This window comes from Blastococcus sp. URHD0036, from assembly GCF_000701365.1.
GTDB lineage: Bacteria > Actinomycetota > Actinomycetes > Mycobacteriales > Geodermatophilaceae > Trujillonella.
In genome coordinates, this window is the sequence record NZ_JNIK01000016.1 from 156,263 (window position 1) to 182,507 (window position 26,245).

Below are 26,245 nucleotides of genomic sequence, written 5' to 3' on the forward strand. Positions count from 1 at the left end.
CCCGGCGCCGGTCGGTCAGGCGGGCTCGGCGGCCCCCGCCGTCGCCCGGGGTGCGGGCAGCTCCGGCGTCCCGACCGGCTCGGCGTCGGCGGCCGGCGGGGTGGCCGCGTGCTCCGCGTGCAGGGCCGGCTCCTCGTCCAGCGGCCCGGCGGGTGCGTCCGGCGCGTTCCGGCTGATCAGGCCGTAGCCGAGGCAGACCACACCGAACAGCAGGTAGCCGAGCGCCACCTGGGGGTCGGCCGCCCACTCGACCTTCGGCGCGTGGATCAGGCCGATGAAGCTCAGCACCGTGCCGACGCCGGCGGCCACGGCGGCGTGGACGAAGCGCTTGTCGATGATGAACGTGGTGATCGCGCCGAGGACGAGGCCGGCGAGCACCGCTCCCTGGCCCAGCGTGTTCAGCCCGTCGTAGACGACGCCGGCGCCGTTGAGGGCGTCGTTCCCGACCTCGGCCGCGCTGGTCCCGGCTGCGGCCAGCGAGTTGTCGATCAGCCCGGCGGCCCACGAGGCCATGTTCGGCAGGATCGCGATCACCACCGCGGCGGCGTGGATCCGCGGCACGGCCTGGAACGCCTGCGCCCCGATCAGCAGGCCGATGTACAGCAGGATCGGCACGATCGCCGGCAGCGGGAGCAGCGCCGACAGCAGGCCGAACAGGCCGAGGAAGCACAGGACGGCGATGAAGACGCCGCTGGCCATCGAGTAGCCCGCGCGGCCGCCGGCGTCCTTCCACCCGGGGTGGCCGATGTAGACCGCCGGCGGGAACGGGGACCCCAGGGCGGAACCGATGACCGCGCCGGCGCCGTCGGCCAGGAGCACGCTGCGCAGGTTGTAGGAGTCCCCGGCGGCCGCGGCGCTCTCCACGTTGCTCATCGCCTCGGTGAAGTTGTAGACGCCGAGCGGGATCGCGGTCGCCAGCAGCGGCGCCAGGTCGGACAGGCCGTCGAGGAGCATGTCGATCCGCATGTCCGGCAGGGCGAACGCGATGTCCTTCGCCGCCGCCGTCACGTCGGGCACCGACATCGCGCCGCCGATCCAGCCGATCGCCGTCCCGACCAGCAGGGCCGCCAGGCCCACCGGGATGTTGCCCGGCAGCCGGACGTCGGTGAAGAAGCCGATCAGGATGATCGCCAGGACCGGCAGGCCGATCCACGCGTACTCCCACATCTGCGCGGCCGGCCGCATCGCGATGAAGGTGAGCGAGATGCCGGCCAGCGTGCCCAGCATCGCGGCGCGGGGGGTGACCCGGCGGATGTAGGGGCCGACGAACGCCCCGATCAGCACGATGATCCCGATCACGAACGCCCAGGCCAGGCCCGCCTCCCAGGCCCTCAGGAAGCTGTCGGTCTCCAGGTAGATCGGCAGCATGATCACGAAGACCACGATGAACATGTGCGGCACCGAGGGGCCGTAGGGCAGCGCCGTGACGTCGGTGCGGTTCTCCCGCCGGGCCAGCCGCCGGGCGAGGTGCGTGTAGTAGACGTTGCCGAGGACGAGCGCGACGCCCAGGGCGGGAAGGACCGTCCCGAGGACGTCCTCCGCCGGGACCCCGACGACGGCGATCATCAGGCCGGTCAGGGTGAGGACGTTGACCAGGATGTTGAACGCCAGCCCGAAGAAGGCGTTGGTGTCCCCGCGGGTCCACCAGGCGACGGCCCCCGCACGCGGGGGAGCGGACGTGTTCGTGCTCATGACGGCTCCTACTGGTGGGGGGCGGGCTCAGACGGCGGACGGGGCGGGAGCGGGGGAGCGGGCCGGGTCGAGGGCGCTCAGGACGGCGGCCGAGTCGGCGACCCAGCCGAAGATGCCGCCCTGCGCGCTGACCATCTGCAGGCCGACGCGCTGGAACTCGGGGAAGTAGGAGCCGACGCAGTCGGCGACGACCAGGCAGTCGAACCCGCGGTCGTTGGCCTCGCGCACGGTGGTGTGCACGCAGACCTCGGTGGTGACGCCGGTGACCAGCAGGTGGGTGATACCGGCCTCCTCCAGCAGCGCACCGAGGCCGGTCGCGTAGAAGGCGCCCTTGCCGGGCTTGTCGATCACCGCCTCGCCGGGCAGCGGGGAGAGCTCGTCGACGATGTCGTGCCCGAACTCGCCGCGGACCAGGATCCGGCCGTACGGCCCCGGGTCGCCGATCCGCTTGCTGGGGGCGCCGCGCCGGAGCTTGGCCGGTGGGCAGTCCGAGAGGTCTGCCAGGTGGCCCTCGCGGGTGTGCACGACCAGGAGCCCCGCGGCGCGGGCGGCGGCGAGCAGCTCCTGCAGCGGCGGGACGACGCGCTGCAGCTGGGAGACGTCGTTGCCCAGGCTCTCGCCGAACCCGCCGGGGAGGAGGAAGTCGCGCTGCATGTCGATGAGCAGCAGCGCCACCCTCCCCTCGGGCAGCGGGAACGGACCGGGCTCGGCGGGGACGGTCGGCGGTGCAGTCATGGGCGTCGCTCCAGGGATCGTCGGCGGGCGGGCAGGACGAGGGCGGGCCGGGAGTCGCGCGGCGCCTCGGGAGCTGGCGGCAGCGCCTCGCCCAGCAGGCGGGCGGCGACGCCGAGGACGACGTCGTCGGCTCCGGCGGGCCCGAGCACCATGAGGCTGCAGGGCCGGCCGTCGTCGGTGAGCCCGGCCGGCACGGCGACGGCGCAGAGGTCGAGCAGGTTGCCGCAGTGGGTGTAGGTGCCCAGGGCGGTGTTGGTGGCCACGGGGTCGGCGAGCACCTCGGTCACGGTGAACGTGGTCGGGATCGTCGGGAGGACGACGACGTCGACCTCGGCCCACAGGCGGGCGACCTCGGCGCGCAGCTCCTGCAGCCGGTACTCCGCCCGGAAGACGTCGACGGCCGTGTACGCCGCGCCGCCGGCGATGATGTCCGCGACGACCGGGTGCACCGCCTCGGGCTCCGCGGCCAGGAAGTCGGCGAACTGCAGCAGCCGCTCGGCGACCCACGGCCCCTGGTACAGCAGCTCGCCGGCCCGCAGGAACGGGGCGACCGGCACCTCGGACACCGGGCCGACCCCGGGCAGCGCCGCGCGGGCCGCCTCGTGCGCCCGGCGCATCGGCTCGTCGCCGAGGAACTCCAGGTCGCCCGACGGGGGCAGCCCGATCCGCGGAGCGGACACCGACCGGTGCTGCCGGGGCCGCGACCAGGGGTCGGCGGGGTCGACCGCGGCCATGACGTCGAGGACCCGGCGCAGGTCGTCGACCGTGGTGGCCATGAGGCTGACGCAGTCCAGCGAACGGCAGGCCGGGACCAGTCCGACGGTGCTGATCAGGCCGCGGGTCGGCTTGAACCCCAGGATGCCGTTGAGCGCGGCGGGGACCCGGCCGGAGCCGGCGGTGTCGGTGGCCACCGCGAACGGCACCTGCCCGGTCGCCACCGCGACGGCCGAGCCGGAGCTGGACCCGCCGGGGACCAGACCGCCGCCGAAGACGTTCTCCGGGATCCCGTACGGCGAGCGGGTGCCGTTGAGACCGGTCGCGAACTGGTCGAGGTTCGTCTTGCCGGCCAGGACCGCTCCGGCCTCGAGCAGCCGGGCGACCGCCGGCGCGGTGGTGTCGGGGACGTAGGCGTACTCCGGGCAGGCGCACGTGGTCGGCATCCCGGCGACGTCCAGGGTGTCCTTGACGGCGAACGGGACGCCGAACAGCGGGAGGCGGTCCGCGTCCGGCGTCGACGCCAGGTGCCCGGCCCGCGCCCGCAGCGCATCCCGGCCGACCGCCGTGATCCAGACGCCGTCGTCCCCGCGGCGCTCGACCGTGTCGGCGAGCCCGTCGGCGATGCCCAGCGGGGTGGTGGAACCGGACCGCAGCGCGGTCAGCAGGTGGGGGATCGGCGGCGTGGGCCGCGGCCCGGACGCTCGTTCTGGCACGCCGTCGATTGTCGACAGTCCTGCGTTACGGCCGCTCCACCAGCACCATTACGAGTGCGTGGCCGGGTCCTCACAGGGGGAGGTAGGCCAGCTCCCCGTGCCGGTCGAGGGCGTCGAGCACCGTCTCGGGCACATCGGACTCCAGCGCCGCGAGGATCGCCGCGTGCCGCTCCAGCCCGAGACCGGGGGTGTGGAGCTCGGCCTCCCGCCGGAGGTTGACGGCCATCGGCAGCTGCAGCTTCAGCAGGATCGGGGCCAGCGTCAGCTCCAGCTGCCGGTTCCCGGCCAGCCCCACGACGGCGGCGTGGAACGCGCGGTGGGCGTCGTCCTTCGCCAGGCGGTCACCGCGCTCCTCGGCCTCGTGCATGGCGGCCAGGCGCTGCCGGACCGGGGCCAGCGGGTCGCCGTCGGCCGGGACGAGCGGGAGCGCGCTGAGCACGGCGTGCCGCTCGAGCACGTGGCGGATCTCGAACAGCTGGCGGATGTCGGCCGGCGACCAGTCGCAGACGCGGACACCGCGGCGGGGGAGGTGCTCGACGAGCCCCTGCTCGGCCAGCAGCCGCAGCGCCTCCCGCAGCGGCGCCCGGCTGATGCCGTACCGGCGGCACAGCTGCTCCTCCACGACGCGGGCGCCCGGCGCCAGGTCCCCGGCGAGGATCTCCGCCCGCAGCCGATGCGTCGTCAGCTCGACCAGGCTGGGCTGCTCGAGGGCACCTGCGGCAAGCACAGGGGGGAGTCTAGGAACCCGGTGCTCCGATGGCCTCCCTGCAGGGGCCCGCCGCGAGCCTGCGAGTGGTGGGGGGCAGGGAGGCCCTTCTTCAGTAGCCGGGGCCGACCTGGCCGACCGCGCCGAGCAGCACCCGCAGCGCCGCGAGCTGCTCGAGCCGGGCCGGAGGGCCGGCGGCCGCCCACGCGTCGAGTGCGCACTCGGGGTCCTCGGCGGTGTGCCCGCACAGCGGCGGGCAGTCGACGGCGGCCTCCGCGATCTCGTCGAACGCGGCCACCACGTCGGCCGAGGTCACGTGCGCCAGCCCGAAGGAGCGGATGCCCGGGGTGTCGATGACCATCCCCCCGCCGGGGAGGTCGAAGAGGACCACCGACGACGACGTGTGCCGGCCCTTGCCGATCTTGCTGACGTCCCCGGTGGCGCGGAAGGCGTCCGGGACCAGCCGGTTGACCAGGGTGGACTTGCCCACCCCCGACTGCCCGACGAACACGCTGATCCGCGAGGTCAGCCGGTCGAGCAGGGCGTCCAGCGGCAGCTCGCGGGAGATCGCGACCGCGTCCAGCCCGAGGCCGGCGTACCGGTCCAGCAGCGGCTGCGGACTCGCCAGGTCGGTCTTCGTCAGGCACAGCAGCGGCTCCAGGCCGCCGGCGTAGGCGGCCACGAGGCAGCGGTCGAGGAACCCGTACGCCGGATCCGGATCGGTCACCGCGGTGACGACGACGAGCAGGTCGGCGTTGGCGACGACGATCCGCTCCGTGGGGTCGGTGTCGTCGGCGGTGCGCCGCAGCGACGTCGTCCGCTCCTCGATCGTGACGATCCGGGCCAGGCTGTCGGTCCGGCCGCTGGTGTCGCCGACGATCCGGACCCGGTCGCCCACGACGACGCCGTGCTTGCCGAGCTCCCGCGCCCGCATCGAGGTGACGTCGACCGGGCCGCCGTCGGGGCCCTCGACGCGCACGGTCATCCGGCCCCGGTCGACGGCGACCACGAGACCCGGGACGGCGTCCTCGTGCGCCGGCCGGGTGCGCGTGCGTGGTCGCGAGCCGTGCTTGCCGGGCCGCTGCCGGACGTCGTCCTCGTCGGAGCGGCTGTCCAGGCGGCGACTCACCGCGGGCCGTCCAGCATCGCCGCCCACCGCTCCCGGAAGTCCGGCAGCGTCTTGGTCACCGCGTCGGCGCCGGTCACCCGCACCCCGTCGACCACCAGCCCGAGGACGGCGGCGGCGTGCACCATCCGGTGGTCGGCGTAGCTGTCCAGCACCGCCGGCCGGCGCGGACCGGGTTCGACGACCAGACCGTCGGGCAGCTGCTGCACCCGGGCGCCGACGGCGGTGAGCACCTCGTCGAGGGCCTGGATCCGGTCGGTCTCGTGCCCGCGCAGGTGACCGATGCCGGTGAGCCGGGAGGTCCCGTCGGCGAGCGCGCACAGCGCGGCCAGGACCGGCGTCAGCTCGCCCACCTCACCGAGGTCGGCGACCAGCGGCCGGATCGGCCCGGAGCCGGTGACGGTCAGCCCGGCGTCGGTGCGCTCGACGGACGCGCCCATCGCCGTGAGCAGCCCGTCCAGCTGCGCGCCGGGCTGCGTGGTGACCGCCGGCCAGTCCGGCACGGTCACCCGTCCGCCGGTCACCACGGCCGCGGCCAGGAAGGGGGCGGCGTTGGACAGGTCGGGCTCGACGGTGCGGTCCAGCGCGCGGATCGGCCCGGGCGCCACCCGCCAGCCGCGGTCGGTGGCGGTGACCTCGACCCCGTGCTCGCGCAGCGTGGTCACCGTCATCTCGACGTGCGGCATCGACGGCAGCCCGCCGGCCAGCGCCAGGTCCAGACCCTCGTCGAACCGGGCCGCGGCCAGGAGCAGGCCGGAGACGATCTGCGAGGACTCCGACGCGTCGACGGTCACCGCCCCGCCGCGGACGCCGCCGGTGCCGTGCACGGTGAACGGCGCCCGGCCGCGGCCGGCGTCGTCCACCTCGACGCCGAGGGCGCGCAGCGCCGCGATCAGGCCGGCGTTGGGCCGCTCGTGCAGCCGCGGGTCGCCGTCGACCCGGACCGGACCGTCGGCCAGTGCGGCGACCGGCGGGAGGAAGCGCAGCACGGTGCCGGCCAGACCGGCGTCGACCCCGGCGGGCCCGCGCAGCGGGGCCGGCGTGACGACCTGGTCGGTGCCGTCGTCGTCGATCCGTGTGCCCATCGCCCGCAGCGCGGCGGCCATCAGGTCGGTGTCGCGGGCGCGGAGCGGCCGCAGCAGCCGGCTCGGCCCGTCGGCGAGCGCGGCCAGGACCAGCGCGCGCGCGGTGATCGACTTCGACCCGGGCAGCACGACGACGGCGTCGACGGGGGAGGGCGCGTGCGGCGCCGGCCAGACCTCGGGCACCCCCTCAGTCTGCCCGAGCGCGCACACGCGCCCGCACCGTCAGCCGCTGATCGGCTTCTCGGCCTTCCGCACGGGGACCGTCCGGACCAAGCGGCGGTTGGCGAACTCGAACATGGCCAGCTCCGAGAGTTCCCGGCCGTAGCCGGACCGCTTCACGCCACCGAAGGGCAGCTCGGGGGAGGAGCCGGTCGGCTGGTTGATCCAGACCATGCCGGCCTCCAGCCGCTCGGCCACCGCCCGCGCGCGGTCCACGTCGCCGCTCATGACGGTCGCACCGAGGCCGAAGTCGCTGTCGTTGGCCAGCGCGACGGCCTCCTCGTCGTCCTTCACCTTGTAGACGACGGCGGCCGGGCCGAACAGCTCCTCGCGGAAGGCCCGCATCTCCGGGGTGACGTCGGTGAGGATCGTCGCCTCGACGAAGGCGCCCGGGCGGTCGGGGCGCTTGCCGCCGGCGACGACGGTGGCGCCCTTGTCGATGGCGTCCTGGATCTGCGCGTGCAGGTCCTGCGCCGCGCGCTCGCTCGACAGCGGGGCCAGCGACGTCGACGGGTCGGCCGGGTCGCCGGGGGAGAAGGTCGAGAACGCCTGCTTCAGCCCCTCGACGAACGGCTCGTAGTGCTCCTCGGTGACGATCAGCCGCTTGGACGCCGTGCAGGCCTGGCCGGTGTTCTGCATCCGGCCGGACGTCGCGGCCTTGACCGTGGCGGCCATGTCATCGGCGTCGAGCACGATGAACGGGTCGCTGCCGCCCAGCTCGAGGACCGACTTCTTCAGGTACTTGCCGGCCAGGGAGCCGACGGAGCTGCCGGCCCGCTCGCTGCCGGTCAGCGTCACGCCCTGGATGCGCGGGTCGGCGATGACCTGCTCGACGTCGTCGATACGCAGGAACGTGTTGGTGAAGACGCCCTCGGGCGCGCCGGCGTCGGTGAACAGCTGCTCGATGGCGACGGCGCACTGCGGGGTGATCTCGGCGTGCTTGAGGATCACCGTGTTGCCCAGCACCAGGTTCGGGCCGGCCACGCGGACCACCTGGTAGAAGGGGTAGTTCCACGGCTCGATGGCCAGGAGGACCCCGATCGGCCGGGTCTCCACGACCGCCTCGCCCTTGCCCATCAGCGGCGTGATCGACGTCGGCTCGAGGAAGCCGGGGCCGTTGTCGGCGTAGTACTTGAGGATCATCGAGCACAGGTACAGCTCGCCGGTCGCCTCCTCCTTGCGCTTGCCCATCTCGGTGGTGATGAGCGCGGCGAGGTCGTCGCGGCGCTCGTCCATGAGCTCGGCGGCCCGCCGGACGACGGCGGCGCGGTCGGCGACCGGCCGCTGCGCCCACTCCCGGTAGGCGCCGTGCGCCCGGCCGATGATGCCGTCGATGGCCTCGGTCGGGGTGAAGTCGAACTCCTTCTCCGTCTCGCCGGTGAAGGGGTTGACCGTCGCGTACCTCCGGGAAGCGGAGTCGCTCGCTGTCTTGGCCTGCTGGGTCTCTGTCGCGGTCACGCGTTCATCCTCGTCTCGTCCTCGTGCGGTGCTCCCCGGTCCCTACCCGGGGAGCACCGCTCCGCACGCGGCGCGGCCTGTCGGTGTGCGCACCTAGGCTCGGAGGAGCCGACGCCCCTTCAGGGAGGAGCCGCCCATGTGCGGTCGCTACGCCGCGAGCCGCCGTCCCGAGGACCTGGTGGTCGAGTTCGAGGCGGTCCCCGTGGAGGGCCAGAAGCCCCTGCCGGCCGACTACAACGTCGCGCCGACCAAGGACGTCTACGTCGTCCGGCACAAGCGCGAGCGCGACGCCGAGGGTGCCCTGACCGGTGGCGGGCACCGGGAGCTGCGCGAGGTCCGCTGGGGCCTGGTGCCGTCCTGGGCCAAGGACGCGTCGATCGGCAACCGCCTGCTCAACGCCCGGGTCGAGTCGCTGACGGAGAAGCCGGCCTTCCGCCGGGCCGCGGCCTCGCGGCGCTGCCTGGTGCCGGCCGACGGCTGGTACGAGTGGGCGAAGCGGCTGGACCGGCCGGGCACTCAGCCGTACTTCATCACCCCGGCCGACGGGTCGGTGCTCGCGATGGCGGGGCTGTGGGAGGTGTGGGGCGAGGGCGACGACCGGCTGTACACCTGCACCGTGATCACCGCGCCGGCGCAGGGTGCGCTGACCGAGATCCACGACCGGATGCCGCTGGTGCTGCCGCCCGACCGCTGGGCCGACTGGCTCGACCCGGCGCGGGACGACGTCGCGGCGCTGGCGCAGCCGACCCCGCCCGAGGTGGTCGAGGCGCTGGAGCTGCGGCCGGTGAGCCCGATGGTCAACAGCGTGAAGAACAACGGCGCCCAGCTCACCGAGCGCTCGGAGTCGGTCAGCGAACCGGCCGACCAGCCGGCCCTGTTCTGAGGTGACGGCCCCCGCCCCCGCCGGCGCCCGCGCCCTCCCGGCCTGGATCGCGGCCGGCCTGACGTTCCTGTGCTCCGGCGCCGTGCTGGTGCTGGAGATCGCCGGACTCCGGCTGATCGCCCCCTACGTCGGCATCACCCTGCAGACCAACACCGCGGTCATCGGGTTCGCCCTCGCCGCCATCGCCGTCGGGGCCTGGGCGGGCGGCACCCTCGCCGACCGGGTGGACCCCCGCCGGCTCATCCCGCCCCTGGTGGTGGCCGGGGGAGCGCTGGTGGTCGCGGTGCTCCCGCTGGTGCGGTTCACCGGGGAGGCGTTCAGCGGAGCCGACGCCGGGAGCGTGCTGCTGCTGGCCTTCGTCGCGATCGTCGTCCCGGCGGCGCTGCTGTCCGCGGTCCCGCCGATGGTCGTGAAGCTGCAGCTGGCCAGCCTCGACGAGACCGGCGTCGTCGTCGGCCGGCTCTCCGGGATCGGCACGCTCGGCGGCATCGCGGCGACCTTCCTCACCGGCTTCGTGCTGGTCGCGGTGTTCCCGACGAGCGGCATCCTCGTCGGCACCGGCCTGGTCACCGTCGTCGCCGGGGTGGCGGCCGCGGTGTACCTGCGGCGGACGGGCGAGGGGGCCGGCCGGCTGCCGGTGGCCCTGCTGGTGCTCGCCGTCGCCGGGACCCTCCTGGCCGCGCTCGCACCCTCGCCCTGCGAGGAGGAGACCTCCTACCACTGCGCGCGGGTGGAGGCCGACCCCGAGCGGCCGTCCGGCCGGCTGCTGCTGCTCGACACGCTGCGGCACTCCTACGTCGACCTCGACGACCCGACGCACCTGGAGTTCGAGTACGTGCGGGCCATCGCATCGGTGACCGACGTCGTCGCGCCGGCGGCGGAGCCGATCTCCGCGCTGCACCTCGGCGGCGGCGGCCTCACGGTCCCGCGCTACCTCGCGCACGCGCGGCCGGGCACCGAGAGCCTGGTGCTGGAGGTGGACCCGGGGGTGGTCGACATCGACCGGGAGCAGCTAGGCCTGGAGACGTCCGACGAGCTGCGGGTGCGGGTCGTCGACGCGCGGATCGGGCTGGCCGACGAGCCGGCCGGCGGGCGCGACCTGGTGGTCGGCGACGCCTTCGGCGGTCTGTCGGTGCCCTGGCAGCTGACCACGCGGGAGGCGCTGGAGGAGATCGACGCGGCGCTCACCGACGACGGCGTGTACGTGGTCAACCTCATCGACCACCCGCCGCTGGACTTCGTCCGCGCGGAGCTGGCCACCCTGCGCGCCGTCTTCCCGCACGTCCTGCTGCTGGCGCGCGCCCCCGTGCTCGCCGGGGAGGACGGCGGCAACGTCGTCGCGGTCGCCTCGCGGCGGACGCTCCCGGTCGAGGCGATCACCGACGCGCTGCCGGAGCGCGACCTGGCCTGGCAGGTGGCCGAGGGCGCGGAACTCGACGCGTTCGTCGGCGACGCCCGGGTGCTCACCGACGACGAGGCGCCGGTGGACCAGCTGCTGACGCCCTACGGCGCCGCGGACTAGCGCCCGACGGGAGCGGTGCGGGCGCGGGTGAGCCGGACCAGGTCGGCCGGCGGCAGCTCCACCTGGAGCCCCCGGCGGCCGGCGCTCACCAGCACCGTGGGGAAGGCCAGCGCGGAGTCGTCGACCACCGTCGGCAGCGCCTTGCGCTGACCCAGCGGGCTGATCCCGCCGAGCACGTAGCCGGTGGTGCGCTCGGCGTCGGCGGGGTCGGCCATCGCGGCCTTCCGCCCGCCCACGGCGGCGGCCAGCGCCTTGAGGTCGAGGGTCGTCGCCACCGGGACGACGGCGACGGTCAGCACCCCGTCGACCCGGGTGACCAGCGTCTTGAACACCTGGCGCGGATCGGACCCCAGCGCGGCGACCGCGGCCTCGCCGTGCCCCTGGTCGGACGGGTGCTCGGGGTCGTACGGGTGCAGGGTGTGCGCCACCCGCGCCTTCTCCAGGACCCGGACCGCGGGGGTGGCCGCCACGTCGCGGGAGCCTAGCGAGGGGTCTCTCGAGGGCCGGCAGCCGTCCGGCGCGGGTTTCCCGGCGGCCGGGAATCGGGATCCCGCCCGCTCGGTTGCACCGGCCGTGAGCAGCACCCTCCCGACCGCCCGTGCCCGGGCCGGCGCCGGTCCCGCCCTGCACCGCCGTCCGCCGGGCCGCCCCGATGCCGCGCGACTAGGATCGTCCGAGGTGACACCCCGCGTCCGGGGTGCGCAGAGAGGACGGTCGGTGGCCCAGGAGCCAACGAGCACGGAGCCCACGAGCACGCCGCTGGACGGAGCCGGTGCTCCCGTCGTCGGCGCTCCCGTCGAGGTACCCGACGCCCGCGAGGGTGGCAGCCGCACCGAGGTCGCCGAGACCCGCGCCGAGCGTGACGCCCGCTTCGAGCGCGACGCCCTGCCGTACCTCGACCAGCTGTACCCGGCCGCGCTGCGGATGACCCGGAACCCGGCCGACGCCGAGGACCTGGTCCAGGAGACGTTCGTGAAGGCCTACTCGGCCTTCCACCAGTTCGCCGAGGGCACCAACCTCAAGGCCTGGCTGTACCGGATCCTGACCAACACCTACATCAACAGCTACCGCAAGAAGCAGCGGCAGCCGCAGCAGTACCCGACCGACGAGATCCAGGACTGGCAGCTCTACGCCGCCGAGGAGCACAGCTCCAGCGGTCTGCGGTCGGCCGAGATCGAGGCGCTGGACCACCTGCCGGACTCCGACATCAAGGAGGCCCTGCAGCAGCTGCCCGAGGACTTCCGGCTCGCGGTCTACCTGGCCGACGTCGAGGGCTTCGCCTACAAGGAGATCGCCGAGATCATGGGCACGCCCATCGGCACGGTGATGTCCCGCCTGCACCGCGGCCGCCGGGGGCTGCAGAAGCTGCTGGCCGACTACGCCCGCGAGCGGGGCTTCGTCCGGGCCGGTGCCGGGGAGGAGCAGTCGTGAGCGATCACGCCGGGCACGGGCACGAGGACCCCATCGGGATCAACTCCTGCGACGACGTCCTGACCCACGTCTTCGAGTTCCTCGACCACGAGACGAACGACGCCCGCCGGGCGGTCATCGCCGAGCACCTCGAGGACTGCTCGCCGTGTCTGCGGCAGTTCGGCATCGAGCAGGAGTTCAAGGCGCTGGTCCGCCGCCGCTGCGGGGGCGACCAGCCGCCGGTCGGGCTGCGCGACCGGATCAAGACCCAGCTGACCACCGTCTCCTTCGAGGAGGACGGCACCACGGTCAGCGTCGAGCGGGTGACGACCGAGATCATCACCGAGCGGAGCGGCGAGCGCCCCACCGCCTGAGCGGCGGGGCGCTCCCGCGCTCAGGCGTTGGGCCGCTTGCCGTGGTTGGCCTTGCTGCCCTTGCGGGAGCGGCGCTTGCGTCCACGCTTGGACATCGCTGCCCTCCTTTCCCTGGTCGGTGGAGGAGACGCCCGGCCGGACGCCTCGGTCGGACGGGTGCATCCGGGAGCCGGGTGTGCAGGCTCCCGGCGGACCCGCCAAGCTGACCTCACAAGCCTCTCACGCCCGGAGCGACCGACTCCGACGGGCGGAGAGGGTGGCGACACCGGAACCCGGGGGAGGAGCCAGGAGTGGCCCAGCTGGGGATCGAGAGCGTGCTCGTGGCCGGACGCGGTCCCGCGGCGTGCGCGGTCATCGCGGCGTGCTCGCGGCTGGAGGTCAAGGCCGTCGCCGTCCACTCGGAGACCGAGCGCCACGCGCTGCACGTCCGCCTCGCCGACGACGCCGTCCTGCTCGGCCCCGCGCCCGCGTCGGAGTCCTACCTCGCCGTCGACCGGATCGTGGAGGCCGCCCGGCGCAGCGGTGTCTCCGCCGTCCTCCCCGTCCCCCCGGCGCTGGCGGGCAACGCCCGGCTGGCCGGAGCGGTCGTGGCCTCCGGTCTCACCTGGGTCGGCCCCGAGGCCGCGGTCCTGGAGCGGCTGGGCGGGGACGGCGTGGAGCCGGCCAGCGAGCAGGGGCTCCTGGCCTGGGTGACCGACGAGGGCCTGCGCTGCGTGACGCCGGTGACCCGCGACCGCGCCGCCGGCATCGCCCGGGTCTCCTGGACGGCGGCGCAGACGCCGCAGCAGCCGTGGCCGCTGCCCGCGACCGCGCGCCGGCTGGTCGAGGTGGGGTGGCGGGGACTGGTCACCGTCGGCGTGGCCCCGGACGGCGAGCTGGCCGAGGTGGCCGCCGGCTTCTCCCTCGACATGGCGGTGCTGGAACGGGCCCACGGAGTCGACGCCGTCGAGCTGGCGCTGCGCAGCGCCGCGGGCACGGCCGGGAAGCTGCCGACCCCCGCGGGGCCGGCGCGGGCCGCCGTCGCCGTCCAGCTCCGCTCCACCCTCGCGCCGGGACGGGCCGGGCGGATCACCGGACGCCTGCCCGGTCCCGGCCGGCTGCGCGGCGGGGACCCGGCGGTGGAACTGGTGGCGTCCCGCGGCTACGAGCCGGGGGACCGCCTCGACGGCTGGTACGACGCGCTGCTGGCCACGGTCAGCGCGGGCGCGGCCGACGTCCCGGCGGCCGCCCGCGCGGTGAGCGACGCGCTCACCGGCCTGGGCGAGACCGGCGTGCCGCACGACGGCGGCGAGGTGTGCGCGGTCCTCGAGCGGCTCGCCTCCGGACACCCCGAGCCCGGCGCCTGACGGTCCGCCCCGACCGCGGCAGGTGATTGGATGACCACCGCCGGGGGTCGAGGTGGGGGAGGTGTCGGTGGCGGTCGAGGAGATCCACGCCGAGATGGTGTCCAGCGTGTGGAAGGTGCTGGTGGCGCCCGGTTCGCCGGTCGCCGCGGGCGACACGCTGGTGATCCTGGAGTCGATGAAGATGGAGATCCCGGTCCTCACCGAGCAGGCGGGCACCGTCACCGAGCTGCACGTGGTCGAGGGCGAGGTGCTCCAGGAGGGCGACCTCATCGCCACCGTCGAGGGCGGCTGACGGTCACAGCTCCAGCGTGTAGACCCGCAGGTCGACCCCGGGCACCGGGGACCAGTCGCGCTCGGGCAGCCGGCGGAAGCCCAGCCGCTCGTAGAGCCGGTGCGCGGCGGTCATCCGCGGGTCGGTGGAGAGCACCATCGTGGCCTTCCCGGCGGCCCGGGCGCGGTCCAGGCAGGTCCTGACCAGCGCCTCGCCGACGCCGGCCCCGCGCGCCGCCGGGTCGACCACGAGCATGCGGAAGGCGGCCTCGGCCGGCCCGGCGGTGATCTCGCCGAAGTCGCCGTCCAGCACGAGCGCCACGCTGCCCACCACGCGACCGCCCAGCCGGGCGACCAGCAGTTGCGAGCGGCCGGCCCGGCCCTCGACGTCGGCCAGCTGGGTCAGGTACTCGGCCGAGGAGAGCTCCTCGTCGCGGTAGACGCCGACGGTCAGCTCGCGGATGCGCTCGAAGTCGGCAGGGGTGGCGGCCTCGACGACGGGCTCGGCGGTGCGGGTCACGGCTCCCGAGGCTAGGCGGGCGTCGGCATAGGCTCGCGGCCACCATGAGCAGCCTCTCCGACCGCCTCACCCGTGCCGCGGCCAGCTCTCCGTCGCTGGTCGACCACGTCCGCCGGCTGCTCGCCGACTGGCAGCTGCTGGCCGACCTCTCCTTCGCCGACCTCACGCTGTGGGTGCCGCTGGAGAGCGGCGTCTGGTGGTGCGTGGCGCAGGTGCGCCCGCTCACCGCGCCGACCAGCCAGCCCGACGACCTGGTCGGCAGCGAGCTCGGCGGTGCCGACGCCGAGCCGTTCGCCGTCGCGCACCGGGAGGCGCGGCCGGTCACCGAGGGGGAGCCGGACTGGTCCGGGGCCGCGCCGCGTCGCCGCGAGGTCATCCCGGTGCGCCACGACGGGACGGTCGTCGCCGTGCTCGCCCGGGACACGAACCTGGCGGTCACCCGCTCGCCGTCGACGCTGGAGCTCACCTACCTCGACATCGCCGCGGACCTGTGCCTGATGGTGTCGGCCGGCACCTTCCCGCCGCCGAAGGTGCTCGACGCGGAGATCAGCCCGCGGGTCGGTGACGGGCTGGTGCGCCTGGACGACGCGGGTCGCGCCGTCTACGCCAGCCCCAACGCCCTCTCGGCCTACCGCCGGATCGGGGTGACCGGCGACGTCGTCGGTGCCGACCTCGCCCGGCTCAGCCGGGAGGTGGCCGTCGAGCGCGTGGCCGGCGAGGCGGTCGCGGCCGGCATCCGGGCCGCCGTCGCCGGGCGGTTCCCCGAGCCGATGGACCTCGAGGGGATCAGCGCGACGCTCCTGGTCCGCGCCCTGCCGCTGCAGGCCCCCGGCGGGGAGGCGGGCGCGCTGGTGCTGGTCCGCGACGTCACCGACGTCCGCCGTCGCGACCGGGCGCTGCTCACCAAGGACGCCACGATCCGCGAGATCCACCACCGGGTGAAGAACAACCTGCAGACGGTGGCGGCGCTGCTGCGGCTGCAGGCGCGGCGCATGACCGAGCCCGCCGCACGCGCCGCGCTGGAGGAGTCGGTACGCCGGGTCGCCTCGATCGCGATCGTGCACGAGACGCTGGCCGGCAGCCGGGAGGACGTCGTCGACGTCGACGACGTCCTGGACCAGGTGCTGCCGATGCTCGGGGACCTCGCCTCGATCGGCCCCGCCGCCCGGACGCGGCGCACCGGCGGCTTCGGTGAGCTGCCGGCCGCGGCGGCGACCCCGCTGGTGCTCGCGGTCACCGAGCTGCTGCACAACGCCGCCGAGCACGCCTTCCCCGACGGCGAGACCGGGACCATCGAGCTGCATGCCGACCGGTCCGGCGACGACCTCGTCGTGCGGGTCCGCGACGACGGCCGGGGGCTGCCGGCCGGCTTCGACCCGGCGGCCAGCGACGGGCTCGGTCTGCAGATCGTGCGCACGCTGGTCACCAGCGAGCTCGGCGGCGGGCTGTCGATGGGACCCCCGGCCGACGGTGGTCCCGGCACCGAGGTGGTGCTGGAGCTCCCCGGAGCGGGCCGCCACCGCCGCTGACGCCCTCCCCGGTGTCCCGCTCGTGTCCCGGGCGGTCGGGACGCACCGACCCATGTGGTCGGGTCGCCCCCGGCGCGAGGGTCGCCTCCTCATCCCGATCCGAGGAGGACCCCATGACCACCGCACACCCCGCCTCGCTCCCGGCGGTCTCGCCGCCGCGGGCGCACACCGCGCACCCGGCCGGTCGCGCCTGGGCCTGGACCGGCCTCGCCGGCGCCGTCGTCGGCGTCCCGGGCCTGATGGTCACCGGCAACACCTACGACGCCTCGACGGGTGTCGTGGCCGACAACGACGAGCTGCTCGCGGCGGTCGCCGACAGCGCCGGCCTGGTCTGGGCCCAGCAGGCGGTCTGCGGCGTCGTCGCCGCCTGCTTCCTCGTCTTCGCGGTCGGTCTGCGCCGGTCCCTCGCCCGGCAGGAGCCCGCGAACAGCCTCGTCCCGGGGCTCGCCGCGGCCGGGGTCGTGGTCACCGCCGCCGCGGTGCTCGTCGGCGGGGGCATCTGCACCGAGCTGTACTGGGCGCTCACCGGCGACCAGCCGTTCGACGCCGACACCGTCGGAGCCCACCTGGCGCTGTACAACACGATCCCGTGGCTGTGGGCCGCCCTCGGGGTCTCCGCGGCCGCGGTGGCGCTCGGCGGCCTGCGGCACGGCTCGGTGGGCCGCCCGACCGCCGTGTTCAGCCTGGTCATGGCGCTGCTGCTCGCGGCGACCCAGGTGTTCCCCGTCCAGTACGTCGCGGTGGTCCCCGGCGGCCTGTGGGTCGCCGTCACGGCCCTGACCGCGGCCCTCGGCGCGCGGCAGGACGGAACACGGGCGCGCTGAGCACTACGGTGCCCGCCGTGTCGACGTCCACGGCCGGCCACCGCGCAGCCCCTCCTGGGCCGGCGGCGGCCGGCGCCTCCGCGCCGCCGACGCGGCATCCGGGGCCGGGGGAGTGGCTCCGGTCGCTGGCGGTCCCGGCGACGGTCGTCGTGCTCGCGCTGGCCGCCGGAGGCCTCGCCCTCGCGCTCGCCGCCGGGCTGTCGGCCGCGGACTGCCTGCACCTCCTGCCGGTCACGGCGTGCGCCGTCACGGGGGGTCTGGTGGCCCGTCGCCGCCCCGACAACCCGATCGGCTTCCTCCTGCTCGGCAGCGCCGCGTGCTTCGCGCTGCTCGACGCCTGCGGCTTCGCCGCCCTGCGGGCGCCGGCCGGGTCGTCCGCCGCGGCGGTCCTCGGCTGGCCGCAGACGTGGCTGTGGGTGCCGGCCAACGCGCTGCTGAGCGTCACCCCGGTCTTCTTCCCCGACGGCCGGCCCGCCACGGGGTGGCGCCATCCCCTGCGGGGCCTGGCCGCGCTGACCCTCGGAGCGACGGTCCTGTCCGCGCTGCGCCCCGGCACCGACGTGCAACTGGGCGTCGAGGGCCGGCCGAACGCGCTCGGCGTCCCCGGCCTCGCGCCGGTCGCGGACGCCGTTGGTGCGGCATCGGTGCTGGTCGGCGGGCTCGTCCTGGTCGTCGGTGGCGTCGACCTGCTGCGCCGGGTCGGGCGGGAGCCCTCCGGGTCCCGGCTCCGTCAGCAGGCCGAGTGGCTGGCCTACGCCGTGGGGCTGGCCGTCCTGCTCGTGCTCACCCGCCTCCTCGGCGGTCTGACCGACGGCGATCCGGACGCGGTGTTCCCCTCGGGGATCGGGTGGGAGCTGACCGGCGCCGCCGCGGCGAGCCTGCTCCCGGTGGGGCTGGGCGTGGCCGTGGTCCGGCACCGGCTGCTCGACATCGACCGCCTGATCAGCCGCACCGTCGTCCTGGTCGCGCTGTCCGCGGCCGTCGCGACCCTGTACCTGGGCGGGGTCGCCGCGGCCGGGGCGCTGGTCGGGGACGGGGTCCGGCTGCCTGCGTCGCTGGGTGCCGCGGTGGTGGCCGCGGTGCTGCTGGCGCCACTGGGCACCGGGCTGCAGCGCCGCGTCGACCGCCTGCTGTACGGCGAGCGGGGGAACCCCCACGCCGTCCTCGCGCGGCTGGGCCGAGGGCTGGAGTCCGCGCCGCACGCGGTCTCCCTGGCATCCGCCGCGGAGACGGTCCGCGTCGCCCTGCAGCTGCCGGGTGTCGCCATCGACGTCACCGGTGGGGAGAGGGTGGTAGACGGCCGGGTGCCGGGGCACCCGGTGGCGCTGCCCCTGCTCTCCGGGGGCGAGGACGTCGGGCGGCTCCTGCTCGCGCCGCGCGCGGGAGAGGCCACCCTCGGACGCCGGGACCTCCGGGTGCTGCGCGACCTCGCACCCGGGATCGCCGGCGCGGTCCGCGCGGCTCGGGAGAGCGATCGCGCCGCCCGGCTGGCCGCAGACCTCCAGCGCTCCCGGGAACGGCTGGTCCTCGCCCGCGAGGAGGAGCGGCGGCGCCTGCGCCGGGACTTCCACGACGGCCTGGGGCCGGTCCTGGCCGGGCTCGCGATGCGCGCCGAGACCGCGCGGGAGGTGACCGACCCCGACGTGGCCCGGCAACTGCTCGACGAGGTCGCCGAGGACGCGCGGACGGCGCTGGCCGACGTCCGCCGGCTGGTCGACGGGCTGCGGCCCCCGGCGCTGGACCACCTGGGACTGGCCGCCGCGCTGGACGCCGCGCTCACCGGACGGCCGAGGTCGGGGACGCCGGTCGTGCTGGAGGTGCCCGAGCCGCTGGGGACGCTGCCGGCCGCGGTGGAGGTGGCCGCCTACCGCATCGCGGTGGAGGCGGTGACCAACGTCGACCGCCACGCGGCGGCGGCGACCGCCCGGGTACGGCTGGTCGCGGGAGGGGGTCGCCTGACGGTGGAGGTGGCCGACGACGGTCGCGGCTGCGACAGCGGCCCCACCTCCGGGGTCGGGCTGGCGTCGATGCGGGAACGGGCCGCGGAGCTGGGCGGCCGCTGTACCGTCACCCGCCGCACGGGCGGCGGCACCGTCGTCCGCGCTGAGCTGCCGCTGGTGCCGGGCGAGGACGGAGGGGACCGTGGAACGCATCCGCGTCCTGCTGGTTGACGACCACGCGCACTTCCGCGCCGGGCTGCGCGCGCTGCTCGCCACCGCCCCGGACCTCGAGGTCTGTGGTGAGGCCGCCAGCGGGGAGGAGGCCCTCGCCGTCGTGGGCCGGATGACGCCCGACGTGGTGCTGCTGGACCTCGGCATGCCCGGGATGGGAGGCGTCGCGGCGACCGAGCGGCTGGTGGCGGCCAGTCCGCACGCCCGCGTGCTGGTCCTGAGCATGTCCGATGACGACGACTCGGTGTTCGCCGCGCTGCGCGCCGGGGCGCGCGGCTACCTGCTGAAGGGCGCGGGCCGGGCAGAGATCCTGCGGTCGGTGCGCGCCGTGGCCGAGGGGGAGGCGATCTTCGGGCCGAGCATCGCGCTGCGGCTGACGGCGTTCTTCGCCACCCCGCCGGCGACGCCGTCGCAGCCCCCCTTCCCGGAACTGACCGCGCGCGAGCGGGAGGTGCTGGACCTGGTGGCCCGGCACCGGACGAACCCGCAGATCGCCGACGCGCTCGGGGTCAGCAGCAAGACGGTGCGCAACCACGTGTCGAACGTGTTCGCCAAGCTCCGCGTCGCCGACCGGGCAACCGCCGCCGAGCTGGCCCAGCGGTCGGGACTCGGCGGCACTCCCCGCTGAGGACGGGCCGGACGCGCGAGAGGCCGGCCCGGAGATCCGGGCCGGCCTCTCGCGCGGTGTGGTGCGGGTCGGTCAGGCGCGGACGCGGGTCCGGGCCTGACGGCGCTTCAGGGCGCGGCGCTCGTCCTCGGAGAGCCCGCCCCAGACGCCGGAGTCCTGGCCCGCGCGCAGGGCCCAGTCCAGGCACGACTGCACGACCGGGCAACGCCGGCAGACCGCCTTCGCCTGCTCGACCTGCACGGTGGCGGGACCGGTGGTGCCGATCGGGAAGAACAGCTCCGGGTCCTCGTCGCGACAGAGGGCGCGGTGGCGCCAGTCCATGGTGGTGTGCTCCTCGAAGTCGTCTACGGTGTCAACGGCGGGTCGCTGTCTCCGGGCATCTGCGCGCGGCACGAGGAGTTGTCCGTGCCGTTTCCCAGCGACCACCTGCTTGTTACCGGCAGGTTGCGTTCCTGTCCGCGATGTTTTCACGGCTCAGGCGCCTGTCAAGCGCATCGAGGGTCTGGTGGGACCCCTCGTGAGCAAGCTCACCACGCCCATGATAGGGCCGCCACTCGGCCGACCGGAACCGTTGACAGGACGCCGCGGCCGTGCCCTCGCGCCGGGGTGGTCCGGCCTCAGGCGACGACGCGGAGCGCGGCCGGCACGGAGCGCAGCCGCAACCCGGTGGCGGTGCCCAGGTGGTCGCCGTCCAGCTGCCAGCCCTGCGGCCGGGCGGCCGTCAGGGTCACCTCGGGGACGTCGTGCCAGCGGTGCACCCGGCGACCGTGGGCGTCGGGCCGCGGGCCCATCACCTGCCGCAGCGTGCGGAGCATGCCCAGCGACCCGGTGCGCCGCAGGGCGAAGACGTCGAGCCCGCTGTCGAAGGAGGCCTCGGGGCTCGGGTTGATCGGACGCGCGCCCAGATAGGTCCACGGGCTCACGTTGGACACCAGGCAGAGGAAGACGCCGTCGCGCGGTTCCTCGCCCGGCACCTCGACCGTGACGGCCGGCCGGCGCCGCTCGCGGCCGAGCAGGAAGGCCGTCGTCGCCTCCCGGACGTACAGGGCGCCGGTGGACCGCCGGCCGGCGGCGCGCTGGGCCTCCACCCGGGCGATGACCTCGGCGTCGAAGCTTAGTCCGGCGGCGAACACGAACCACCGCGGAGCGGTCCACTCCGGGTGCTCGGCGGCGTCCCTGGCGGTGCGTGCCGGTGCGGCGCCGGGGTCGAGCGGCTCGACCGGCGCGGTGCTGGTGCCCTGTGCGCTCGCGGTGCCCAGGGAGACCCGGCGGGTGCGACCGGCCCGGATGCTGTCCAGGATCTCCGCGGTCGCCTCCACGGGGTCGCGGGACCGGCCCAGGGCCCGGGAGAAGACGTTCGTCGAGCCACCCGGGACGACGGCCAGGGTCGGCACGTCCGCGCCCGGGCCGGCGTGCAGCAGGCCGTCGACCACCTCGTTGACCGTGCCGTCGCCGCCGAGGGCCACCACGATGTCCACGCCGTCGAGCTGGGCCTCGCGGCCGAGCTCGCGGGCGTGCCCGCGGTGGGTCGTCTCGGCCAGGTCGACCTTCAGCTGACTGCCGAGGGCGCTGACGAGGACGTCGCGGACCTTGGTGTTGGTCGAGGTCGCCGCGGGGTTGGTCACCACGAGCGCACGCATGGCCCCCAGGCTAGCCACGCCGGTTCCGCTGCCCCCCGATCGGTGCTCCGGCCGTGTGACCGCTGACGCGTAGCCTCGCTGGTGTGACGCAGGAGAGCGGTGCGGCCGGTCGGAACGGCCGCAGCGAGGGCGGTCAGCGGCCCGGGGAGCGGCGCACGCGGGCCGACCGGCTGCTCGGGAGCGCCGCGGATCCGGCCACCCCACGACCCGCCGCGGCGCCCGGGGACACCCCGCCGGCGGTCCGCCGGGCGGCGCTGGTGGTGGGCCTGGAGGCGGTGCTGCTGCTGGCCGGCGCGCTCGTCCTGCTCTACCTGACCCTGACCAGCACGGCGACGAGCACGAGCAACGCCGTCGCCGAGGTCGTGCTCGTGGCCCTGTTCGGGATCGCGATGGCCGTGGCGGCCGTGGGCCTGTGGCGGGTGGCGCCCTGGGCGCGCGGTCCCGTGGTGGCCCTGCAGTTGCTCCTGGGCGCGGTGGGTCTCTACACCGCCACCACCGCCGATCGGCCGGAGTTCGGCATCCCGGTGCTCGCGATCGTCGCCGTGGAGCTCTACCTGCTGGCCACGCCCGAGGCGCGGCTCGCCTACCACCGGGCGCCCGGGGACTAGACCAGGTCGACGACGTCGGCGATCGAGTCCAGCACCCGGCCCGGCCGGAATGGGAACCGCGAGACCTCGGCGGCCCTGGTCGACCCGGTCAACACGAGGATGGTGTCCAGGCCGGCCTCGATGCCGGCGACGACGTCGGTGTCCATCCGGTCGCCGATCATGACCGTGCTCTCCGAGTGCGCCTCGATCCGGTTCATCGCGCTGCGGAACATCATCGGGTTGGGCTTGCCGACGAAGTAGGGCTCCGCGCCGGTGGCCTTGGTGATCATGGCTGCGACCGCGCCGGTGGCCGGCAGCGGCCCCTCCGCCGACGGGCCGGTGACGTCGGGGTTGGTGGCGATGAACCGGGCCCCGCCGCCGACGAGTCGGACGGCGCGGGTGATGGCCTCGAACGAGTACGTGCGGGTCTCACCGAGGACGACGTAGTCCGGGTCGACGTCGGTCAGCGTGTACCCGGCCTCGTGCATCGCCGTGGTCAGCCCCGCCTCGCCGATGACGTAGGCCGAGCCGCCGGGCAGCTGGGTGGAGAGGAAGTCCGCCGTCGCCAGGGCCGACGTCCAGATGGACTCCTCGGGCACCTCGAGCCCGGCGCGGGCCAGCCGGGCGGCGAGGTCGCGCGGGGTGAAGATCGAGTTGTTGGTCAGCACCAGGAAGCGCCGGCGCCGCTCGACCAGGCGGGCGAGGAACTCCGCCGCGCCGGGCAGCGCCGCGCCCTCGTGCACGAGGACGCCGTCCATGTCGGTCAGCCAGCACTCCGCCGGCTGGCGGCCGGTGCTCACGGGCGCCGGTCCGCGGCGAAGCCGGCGAGGGCGTCGTCGGTCATCCGGAAGACCGTCCACTCGTCCATGGGCACGGCTCCGGCCGCCTTGTAGAAGTCGATGGACGGGGTGTTCCAGTCCAGCACCGACCACTCCAGCCGGTCGTAGCCGCGCGCGACGCAGACCTCGGCGAGGGTGCGCAACAGCTCGCGGCCCAGCCCCGTGCCGCGGGACGCCGGCTGGACGTAGAGGTCCTCGAGGTAGATGCCGTGGGTGCCGCGCCAGGTGGAGAAGTTCAGGAACCACAACGCCGTCCCGACGACGGTGCCCTCGCGTTCGGCGACGTGACCGAACAGCGCGGGGGAGTCGCCGAACAGCGCCGAGGTCAGCTGCTCCTCGGTGAGGCGGACCTCGTGTGCGGCCTTCTCGTACTCGGCCAGTTCCCGGACGAGGCCCACCACGGCGGGGACGTCGTCGGGCCGGATCTCCCGGACGCTCACGTGAGCAGCTCCTTCACACGGGCCGGCACCAACCGTGCCAGCGGCGACAGCGCCGGCACGAGGACCGGGGCGAGCAGGTAGCCGTAGGCCAGGACGCAGCCGGTGACCACCGGGACGGTGGCGAGGCCGACGACGACGACGACCGCGGCGGCGACCAGGCCGTAGGGCCGCCCGCTCTTGGGGCTCACCAGCGAGCGGAACGACCGGAAGCGGACGGTGCTGACCATCAGCACCGCCGGCACGGCGACGATGAGCAGCACCCACAGCCGGTCGCGACCCTGCATCTGGTCACCGAACGCGAACACCGAGGCCAGGACGACGCCGGCGGCGCCGGGACTGGGCATGCCGGTGAAGTACCGCTTGTCGGCCGTGGGGTCGATGGTCGTGTTGAACCGCGCCAGCCGGATGGCCGCGCACGCGACCCACAGCCCGCAGACCACCCAGCCCAGCGGGTCCCAGCCGTCGCGGCCCTCGGAGAACAGCGTGAAGGCGATGAGCGCCGGCGCCATGCCGAAGGACACCAGGTCGGCGAGCGAGTCGAACTGCAGCCCGAAGGGGGTCACCGCGCCGACCAGCCGGGCGACCGCGCCGTCGGTGATGTCGAAGACGATCGACAGGCCGATCAGGACGGCGGCCAGCGTGTGGTCGCCGCGGATCGACACCAGGATGGCGACGAAGCCGCACATCATGTTGGCCAGCGTGAAGAGGCTCGGCAGCGTGGCCAGGGCCCGCCGCCGGGTGCCGCGCACCGAACCGCGGACGAACTCCACGGTCGCCGTCCGCCGGGTCTGCGGGACCCCGGCGCCGGAGGCGGAACTGGGCATGGTCGCCGCTCCTCAGCCGGCCGCGGGCCAGCGGGCGATGACCGTCTCGCCGCCGCGGACGCGCTGGCCCGCACTGACCGTGACCTCGCACCCCGGGGGCACGAAGACGTCCATCCGGGAGCCGAACTTCATCAGGCCCATCCGCTCCCCGGTGGCCAGCCGCCGGCCGACCCCGGTGCGGGTCACGATCCGGCGGGCGAGCACCCCGACGATCTGGCGGAAGACCACGGTCCGGTCGCCCTCGCGCAGCCACAGCTCGCTGCGCTCGTTCCGGTGGGCGGACTCCTTGCGGTAGGCGGCCAGGAAGCTGCCCCGGCGGTAGGAGCTCTCCACCACCTCGCCGGAGTACGGCGAGCGGTTGACGTGCACGTCGACGACGGACAGGAAGACGCTCACCTGCTGCCACTCCCCGGGCGGGGCGACGCCCTCCTGCGGCTCACCGGCGACCATCACCACGCCGTCGGCGGGGGAGAGCACGTCGTCGGGTGCGGGGGCCTCGCGGTCGCACCGCCGGTCGGGGTCCCGGAAGAACAGCGCCATGTAGGCCGACAGGCCGACCAGTGGCCAGGCGGCCCGTCGGAGCCAGGCACGGCCGGTGAGCGCTGCCGTCGTGGTCAGGGCCGCGGCAGGGGCCAGCGGGCCGGCGATGAAGGGCCAGCCGGCGGGGTCGATGCGCATCGAGGCCACACGCTACCGGGGGCGGGCGCCGGCGTTCAGGGACGCGGCGCCGACGTGCGCCCCGGGTCGGCCCCGTGCTCGGTCTCGCGCGGCCGCTGCGGCCCGCCGTACCAGTCGAGGCAGACCATCGTGGCGTCGTCGCGCAGGTCGCCGCCGGTGGCCGACAGCACGGCGGCACCCAGGGCGTGGACGACCTCGCGCGGGTGCAGGTCGGCGGTCTCGGCCAGCGCACGCGCGACGTCCAGGGTCGCGGCGTTGCGCTCCTGCATCCCGTCGGTCAGGAAGACGAGCCGGTCGCCCGGCTCGAGCGGGAAGGACTGGACCCGGTACGGGGCCTCGGGCGTGACGCCGAACGGCGGGTCGATCGCCAGCTCCACCTCCTCCACCCGGCCATCGCGCAGCCGGAGGGGGAAGGGGTGCCCGGCGTTGACGATCGCGGCGGACCCCGTTCCGAGGTCGATCCGCAGCAGCTGCCCGGTCACGAACTGCCCGGGCGGGGCCTCCTGGGCCAGCGCCGTGCCCGCATTCGTGGCCTGCCCGGCCAGGTCGAGTCCGCGCCGGCGGCCGTTGCGGAGGGCGCCGACGAGCAGGGTGGCCAGGAGCGACGCCGGGACCTGGTGGCCGACGGCGTCGGTGATCGACAGGTGCAGGCACCCGCGGTCGAGGGTGTAGTCGAAGGTGTCGCCGCCGACCGAGGCCGCCGGCTCCAGCCAGCCGGCGAGGGTGAACTGCCCGGCCTCGCAGGTGTAGGCGGCCGGGAGGAGGCGGCGCTGGATCTCCGCGGCGAGCGCGAACGGCGCGGAGCGCTGCCCCCACTCGAACAGGTCGGTGTGCCGACGCGCGGCGATGACGATGTAGCCGAGCGCGTGGGCGGCGGTGCGCACCTCCGCGACGGTCCCGGCCGACGGCTCGGCCGGGAGGAGGAGCTCGATCAGGCCGATGGCGTCGCCGCGGTCGGTGACCGGGACGGTGACCCGCCACGAGTCGCCGACGGCCTCCACCTCGGGCAGCTGCGAGCGCAGGACGCGCTCGAACCGGCTGCCGGGGAGAGGCACCGTCTCGGCGCGCTCCACCCCCGAGGAGCGGGTGCCGTCCCGGCCGGCAGCGGCCGTGCTGAGCCGCACCACCGCCCGGCCGCTGAAGTCGGCGATCAGGAAGCTGACCTCGCGGGCCCCGACCATGTCGGCGAGGGCGGCCGCGACCGCGTCCACCGCGTCGACGGGAGGTGCCGACTCGACGAGCTCGAGCAGCGCACCGACGTCGATGCCGTCACCTCGCTCCACTGGACCACACCCCTGTCGGTTCGGCC

Annotated in this window: 28 protein-coding genes; 11 read left to right on the plus strand and 17 right to left on the minus strand. The window is 75.3% G+C overall.

Features of this window, described 5'->3' with window-relative positions:
- Window positions 1-15: 15 nt before the first annotated feature.
- From N555_RS0117105 to N555_RS0117135, 7 genes are all read right to left on the minus strand, one after another.
- Window positions 16-1,692, minus strand: a complete 1,677-nt coding sequence (locus tag N555_RS0117105; protein WP_034511223.1) for a hypothetical protein — start codon at window positions 1,690-1,692, stop codon at window positions 16-18.
- A gap of 27 nt (window positions 1,693-1,719) precedes the next feature.
- Entirely contained in the window at window positions 1,720-2,427 is a 708-nt protein-coding gene (locus N555_RS0117110) for a cysteine hydrolase family protein (RefSeq protein WP_029432718.1), read from the minus strand.
- On the minus strand, window positions 2,424-3,857 hold the full coding sequence (gene atzF / locus N555_RS0117115; protein WP_029432719.1) for an allophanate hydrolase: 1,434 nt from the start codon (window positions 3,855-3,857) through the stop codon (window positions 2,424-2,426). Before atzF ends, N555_RS0117110 begins: the two co-directional genes overlap by 4 nt.
- A 70-nt stretch (window positions 3,858-3,927) precedes the next feature.
- Window positions 3,928-4,584 carry a GntR family transcriptional regulator gene (locus tag N555_RS0117120; protein WP_029432720.1) on the minus strand — a complete coding sequence of 219 codons (657 nt, stop codon included), beginning with the start codon at window positions 4,582-4,584 and terminating at the stop codon, window positions 3,928-3,930.
- Window positions 4,585-4,675: 91 nt separating this feature from the next.
- Window positions 4,676-5,692 (minus strand): ribosome small subunit-dependent GTPase A, encoded by a 1,017-nt coding sequence (gene rsgA / locus N555_RS0117125; protein WP_029432721.1) that lies wholly within the window; start codon window positions 5,690-5,692, stop codon window positions 4,676-4,678.
- Window positions 5,689-6,957: a 3-phosphoshikimate 1-carboxyvinyltransferase gene (aroA, locus tag N555_RS0117130; RefSeq protein ID WP_029432722.1), complete on the minus strand. Its 1,269-nt coding sequence runs from the start codon at window positions 6,955-6,957 to the stop codon at window positions 5,689-5,691. The genes rsgA and aroA overlap by 4 nt, the downstream gene beginning before the upstream one ends.
- A gap of 39 nt (window positions 6,958-6,996) precedes the next feature.
- Window positions 6,997-8,451 (minus strand): NAD-dependent succinate-semialdehyde dehydrogenase, encoded by a 1,455-nt coding sequence (locus tag N555_RS0117135; RefSeq protein ID WP_029432723.1) that lies wholly within the window; start codon window positions 8,449-8,451, stop codon window positions 6,997-6,999.
- 136 nt (window positions 8,452-8,587) lie between these two features.
- Between N555_RS0117135 and N555_RS0117140 the strand changes: the two genes are divergently transcribed.
- Together N555_RS0117140 and N555_RS0117145 are read left to right on the plus strand one after the other, a co-directional pair.
- Entirely contained in the window at window positions 8,588-9,334 is a 747-nt protein-coding gene (locus N555_RS0117140) for an SOS response-associated peptidase (RefSeq protein WP_029432724.1), read from the plus strand.
- A 1-nt stretch (window position 9,335) separates the two neighbouring features.
- On the plus strand, window positions 9,336-10,856 hold the full coding sequence (locus tag N555_RS0117145; protein ID WP_029432725.1) for a fused MFS/spermidine synthase: 1,521 nt from the start codon (window positions 9,336-9,338) through the stop codon (window positions 10,854-10,856).
- Here N555_RS0117145 and ybaK read toward each other — a convergent pair.
- Window positions 10,853-11,326 carry a Cys-tRNA(Pro) deacylase gene (gene ybaK / locus N555_RS0117150; RefSeq protein ID WP_029432726.1) on the minus strand — a complete coding sequence of 158 codons (474 nt, stop codon included), beginning with the start codon at window positions 11,324-11,326 and terminating at the stop codon, window positions 10,853-10,855. The genes N555_RS0117145 and ybaK overlap by 4 nt on opposite strands.
- A gap of 247 nt (window positions 11,327-11,573) precedes the next feature.
- On the opposite strand from ybaK, the gene N555_RS0117155 reads away from it, so the two are divergent.
- Both N555_RS0117155 and rsrA read left to right on the plus strand, forming a co-directional pair.
- A complete protein-coding gene (locus N555_RS0117155; protein ID WP_231502947.1) occupies window positions 11,574-12,287 on the plus strand; it encodes a sigma-70 family RNA polymerase sigma factor in 714 nt (237 codons plus the stop codon).
- Window positions 12,284-12,640, plus strand: a complete 357-nt coding sequence (gene rsrA / locus N555_RS0117160) for a mycothiol system anti-sigma-R factor (RefSeq protein WP_029432728.1) — start codon at window positions 12,284-12,286, stop codon at window positions 12,638-12,640. The genes N555_RS0117155 and rsrA overlap by 4 nt, the downstream gene beginning before the upstream one ends.
- A 20-nt stretch (window positions 12,641-12,660) precedes the next feature.
- Here the strand turns inward: rsrA and N555_RS29280 are convergent, their stop codons facing one another.
- Window positions 12,661-12,735 (minus strand): 50S ribosomal protein bL37, encoded by a 75-nt coding sequence (locus N555_RS29280; protein WP_099459150.1) that lies wholly within the window; start codon window positions 12,733-12,735, stop codon window positions 12,661-12,663.
- A 195-nt stretch (window positions 12,736-12,930) separates the two neighbouring features.
- Between N555_RS29280 and N555_RS0117165 the strand changes: the two genes are divergently transcribed.
- Both N555_RS0117165 and N555_RS0117170 read left to right on the plus strand, forming a co-directional pair.
- On the plus strand, window positions 12,931-13,986 hold the full coding sequence (locus N555_RS0117165; RefSeq protein ID WP_029432729.1) for a biotin carboxylase N-terminal domain-containing protein: 1,056 nt from the start codon (window positions 12,931-12,933) through the stop codon (window positions 13,984-13,986).
- Window positions 13,987-14,053: 67 nt separating this feature from the next.
- Window positions 14,054-14,278: a biotin/lipoyl-binding carrier protein gene (locus tag N555_RS0117170; RefSeq protein ID WP_029432730.1), complete on the plus strand. Its 225-nt coding sequence runs from the start codon at window positions 14,054-14,056 to the stop codon at window positions 14,276-14,278.
- Between the two features lie 3 nt (window positions 14,279-14,281).
- Here N555_RS0117170 and N555_RS0117175 read toward each other — a convergent pair whose 3' ends face one another.
- Window positions 14,282-14,776 carry a GNAT family N-acetyltransferase gene (locus N555_RS0117175; protein WP_029432731.1) on the minus strand — a complete coding sequence of 165 codons (495 nt, stop codon included), beginning with the start codon at window positions 14,774-14,776 and terminating at the stop codon, window positions 14,282-14,284.
- A gap of 44 nt (window positions 14,777-14,820) precedes the next feature.
- On the opposite strand from N555_RS0117175, the gene N555_RS0117180 reads away from it, so the two are divergent.
- The 4 genes from N555_RS0117180 to N555_RS0117195 all read left to right on the plus strand — a co-directional run bounded on the left by N555_RS0117180 (window position 14,821) and on the right by N555_RS0117195 (window position 19,928).
- Window positions 14,821-16,305, plus strand: a complete 1,485-nt coding sequence (locus tag N555_RS0117180; protein ID WP_029432732.1) for a sensor histidine kinase — start codon at window positions 14,821-14,823, stop codon at window positions 16,303-16,305.
- 113 nt (window positions 16,306-16,418) lie between these two features.
- Window positions 16,419-17,129, plus strand: a complete 711-nt coding sequence (locus tag N555_RS26990; protein ID WP_051684183.1) for a hypothetical protein — start codon at window positions 16,419-16,421, stop codon at window positions 17,127-17,129.
- 17 nt (window positions 17,130-17,146) lie between these two features.
- On the plus strand, window positions 17,147-19,300 hold the full coding sequence (locus tag N555_RS0117190) for a sensor histidine kinase (RefSeq protein ID WP_156036401.1): 2,154 nt from the start codon (window positions 17,147-17,149) through the stop codon (window positions 19,298-19,300).
- Entirely contained in the window at window positions 19,272-19,928 is a 657-nt protein-coding gene (locus N555_RS0117195; protein WP_029432735.1) for a response regulator, read from the plus strand. Before N555_RS0117190 ends, N555_RS0117195 begins: the two co-directional genes overlap by 29 nt.
- Before the next feature lie 72 nt (window positions 19,929-20,000).
- Here N555_RS0117195 and N555_RS0117200 read toward each other — a convergent pair whose 3' ends face one another.
- A complete protein-coding gene (locus N555_RS0117200) occupies window positions 20,001-20,249 on the minus strand; it encodes a WhiB family transcriptional regulator (RefSeq protein ID WP_029432736.1) in 249 nt (82 codons plus the stop codon).
- A gap of 296 nt (window positions 20,250-20,545) precedes the next feature.
- Window positions 20,546-21,568, minus strand: a complete 1,023-nt coding sequence (locus tag N555_RS0117205; RefSeq protein ID WP_029432737.1) for a diacylglycerol/lipid kinase family protein — start codon at window positions 21,566-21,568, stop codon at window positions 20,546-20,548.
- 83 nt (window positions 21,569-21,651) lie between these two features.
- Here N555_RS0117205 and N555_RS0117210 point away from each other — a divergent pair, with 83 nt between their 5' ends.
- Window positions 21,652-22,176 (plus strand): hypothetical protein, encoded by a 525-nt coding sequence (locus N555_RS0117210; protein WP_231502948.1) that lies wholly within the window; start codon window positions 21,652-21,654, stop codon window positions 22,174-22,176.
- Here N555_RS0117210 and N555_RS0117215 read toward each other — a convergent pair.
- The 5 genes from N555_RS0117215 to N555_RS0117235 are packed head-to-tail and all read right to left on the minus strand — an operon-like array spanning window position 22,173 to window position 26,219.
- Window positions 22,173-22,955 carry an HAD-IIA family hydrolase gene (locus N555_RS0117215; RefSeq protein WP_029432739.1) on the minus strand — a complete coding sequence of 261 codons (783 nt, stop codon included), beginning with the start codon at window positions 22,953-22,955 and terminating at the stop codon, window positions 22,173-22,175. The two genes, N555_RS0117210 and N555_RS0117215, sit on opposite strands and share 4 nt — an antisense overlap.
- On the minus strand, window positions 22,952-23,434 hold the full coding sequence (locus N555_RS0117220) for a GNAT family N-acetyltransferase (protein WP_029432740.1): 483 nt from the start codon (window positions 23,432-23,434) through the stop codon (window positions 22,952-22,954). Before N555_RS0117220 ends, N555_RS0117215 begins: the two co-directional genes overlap by 4 nt.
- Entirely contained in the window at window positions 23,431-24,258 is an 828-nt protein-coding gene (gene pssA, locus N555_RS0117225) for a CDP-diacylglycerol--serine O-phosphatidyltransferase (protein ID WP_029432741.1), read from the minus strand. The genes N555_RS0117220 and pssA overlap by 4 nt, the downstream gene beginning before the upstream one ends.
- 12 nt (window positions 24,259-24,270) lie before the next feature.
- Window positions 24,271-24,936, minus strand: a complete 666-nt coding sequence (locus tag N555_RS0117230) for a phosphatidylserine decarboxylase (RefSeq protein ID WP_029432742.1) — start codon at window positions 24,934-24,936, stop codon at window positions 24,271-24,273.
- 35 nt (window positions 24,937-24,971) lie between these two features.
- Window positions 24,972-26,219 (minus strand): PP2C family protein-serine/threonine phosphatase, encoded by a 1,248-nt coding sequence (locus N555_RS0117235; RefSeq protein WP_231502951.1) that lies wholly within the window; start codon window positions 26,217-26,219, stop codon window positions 24,972-24,974.
- Between the last annotated feature and the right edge of the window lie 26 nt (window positions 26,220-26,245).